This is a genomic window from bacterium, assembly GCA_021372775.1.
Lineage (GTDB): Bacteria > Acidobacteriota > Polarisedimenticolia > J045 > J045 > JAJFTU01.
Map to the genome: position 1 here is coordinate 1 of JAJFTU010000287.1, position 2,202 is coordinate 2,202.

The 2,202-nt window shown below is 73.5% G+C and carries 2 protein-coding genes; both read right to left on the minus strand.

From position 1 onward, the window contains the following. Positions 1 to 300 precede the first annotated feature (300 nt). Positions 301 to 1,704 (minus strand): Si-specific NAD(P)(+) transhydrogenase, encoded by a 1,404-nt coding sequence (sthA, locus tag LLG88_09990; protein MCE5247234.1) that lies wholly within the window; start codon positions 1,702 to 1,704, stop codon positions 301 to 303. Beyond that, positions 1,691 to 2,202: sulfite exporter TauE/SafE family protein (locus LLG88_09995; protein MCE5247235.1), on the minus strand; the 512-nt coding region annotated here is incomplete at its 5' end. The genes LLG88_09995 and sthA, both read right to left, overlap by 14 nt.

Genomic DNA, 2,202 nt, shown 5'->3' on the forward strand with positions numbered 1-2,202 from the left:
CCGCCCCTACCGGCCGTGAGCCACGCGCGCCCTTGCCTTTGAAACGTTGAAAGGCAACCGGGTGCCGTGTCCACGTCGGGCGGCAGGCGCGGCGGGGCGCCGTCGTTCCGACGGTCGTCGGGGCGCGCCAGCCGCCCCTACCGGCCGTGAGCCACGCGCGCCCTTGCCTTTGAAACGTTGAAAGGCAACCGGGTGCCGTGTCCACGTCGGGCGGCAGGCGCGGCGGGGCGCCGTCGTTCCGACGGTCGTAGGAGCGCGCCAGCCGCCCCTACCGGCCCCGCCGGGCAGGGGGGGGGGCGTTTACGTCGGGTGGCGGGCGCCCAGCGCGACGAGCGCGGCGTGGCGGTAGAGGTCGGAGAGGGTCGGGTAGTTGAAGAGGGTCTCGGCGATCGCCGCCGCGTCGAGCCCCGCCGCGAGGAACGCCTGCCCGACGTGCACGAGCTCGCTCGCCCCGTGGCCGACGATGTGCACGCCGCGCAGCGCCATCGTCTCGCCGTCGAAGACCAGCTTGAGCAGCCCGTCGGTCGCGCCGGCGATCTGGGCGCGCGGGTTGCGGTCGTAGCGCGCGCGCCCTACGACGTACGGCGCCCCGCGCTCCTTCAGCGCGTCCTCCGTCTCGCCGACGTAGCTGACCTCGGGGATCGCGTAGACCGCGAACGGGAGCTGCTCGGTCCGCGCCCGCGGCCCCTCGATGCCGAAGGCGTGGCGCACGGCGCGCCGCCCCTGCTCCATCGAGGTGCTGGCGAGCGCCGGGTAGCCGATCACGTCCCCCGCGGCGTAGACGTGCGGCACCGCGGTGCGGTAGTTCTCGTCCACCTTGATCAGCCCGCGCTCGTCGGGGACGACGCCGATCTCCTCGAGGCCGATCCCGCGGCTCGCCCCGTCGCGCCCCGCCGCGTAGAGCAGCGCCTCGGCCTCGAACGTCCGCCCGGCGCGCGTCGCGCAGCGGACCCGCGGCGGGTCGCCGTCCAGCCGTTCGATTTGACGGTAGTGGTCGTCGTGGACGACCGCGATCCCGAGGTCCTCGACGAGCGAGCGCTCGAGGAACCCGACGATCTCGCGGTCGAGGTAGGGGAGGAGGCGCTCGCGGGTGTCGATCAGCGTCGTCTCCAGCCCGAGCGCGGCGAAGATCGCGGCGTACTCGATTCCGATCACGCCGGCGCCGAGCACGACGAGCGAGCGCGGCAGCCGGGGCATCCAGAGGATCGACGAGCTGTCGAAGACCGTCTCCATGTCGAACGAAACGTCGCGCGGATGGTGCGGCGCTGCGCCGGTGGCCACGAGCACGTACTCGGCGCGGAGCGTCGCCGTCCGCTCCCCGCCGCGCTCGACGGCGATCGTGCGCGGGTCGAGGAAGCGGGCGCGGCCGCGCACGACCTTCACCGCGTGGCGGGCGAGGGCGGCGTTGATCAGGTCGAGCTCGCGCTGCACGACGCGCCGCTCGCGGTACATGAAGTCGCCCACGGTGAGGTCGCCGGCCAGCGCGACGCGCACCCCTTCGAGCTTGTTCCGCGTCAGCCCGCGCACGAAGAGCGCGCTCTCGCGCAGCGTCTTGCTGGGGATCGTGCCCCAGTTGACGCGGGTCCCGCCGACGACGTGCTCCTGCTCGACCAGCGCCACCGACTTGCCGGCGCGCGCGGCGAGGATCGCCCCCCGCTCTCCCGCCGGTCCGCCGCCGATCACGACGAGGTCAAAGGAGTCCATCGAGCGCTCCGTACGTCTTGAGGAAGTACCACGCGGCGAGGAGGAAGCCGATCGCCACGACCGTCCGCCGCGCGGCGCGCCGGCCGACGCGGTGGGCGAGCGCCGAGCCGGCCAGCCCGCCGAGGACCGCGCCGACCGCCATCAGCGGCACGACCGTCCAGACGACCTGCGCGGAGAAGACGAACGCCGCGATCGCCACGCCGTTGATCGACAGGGCGAGGAAGTTCTTCAGCCCGTTCATCTGGTGGATGTCGGTCAGGCCGAGCAGCCCGAGCGCGGCGAGCATCAGGATGCCGATCCCCGCGCCGAAGTAGCCGCCGTAGAGGCCGACGACGAACTGAAAGGCGATCGCCCCGAGCCACCAGCGCGCGCCGCGCCGCCCGCCGCCGAGCCCGTTGACCCAGCGCGCCACCGGCTCGTTGGCCGCGAGCAGAAGCGCCGCGGCGAGGATCAGCCACGGCACGAGGTTGTCGAACAGCTTCGCCGGCGTGTAGAGCA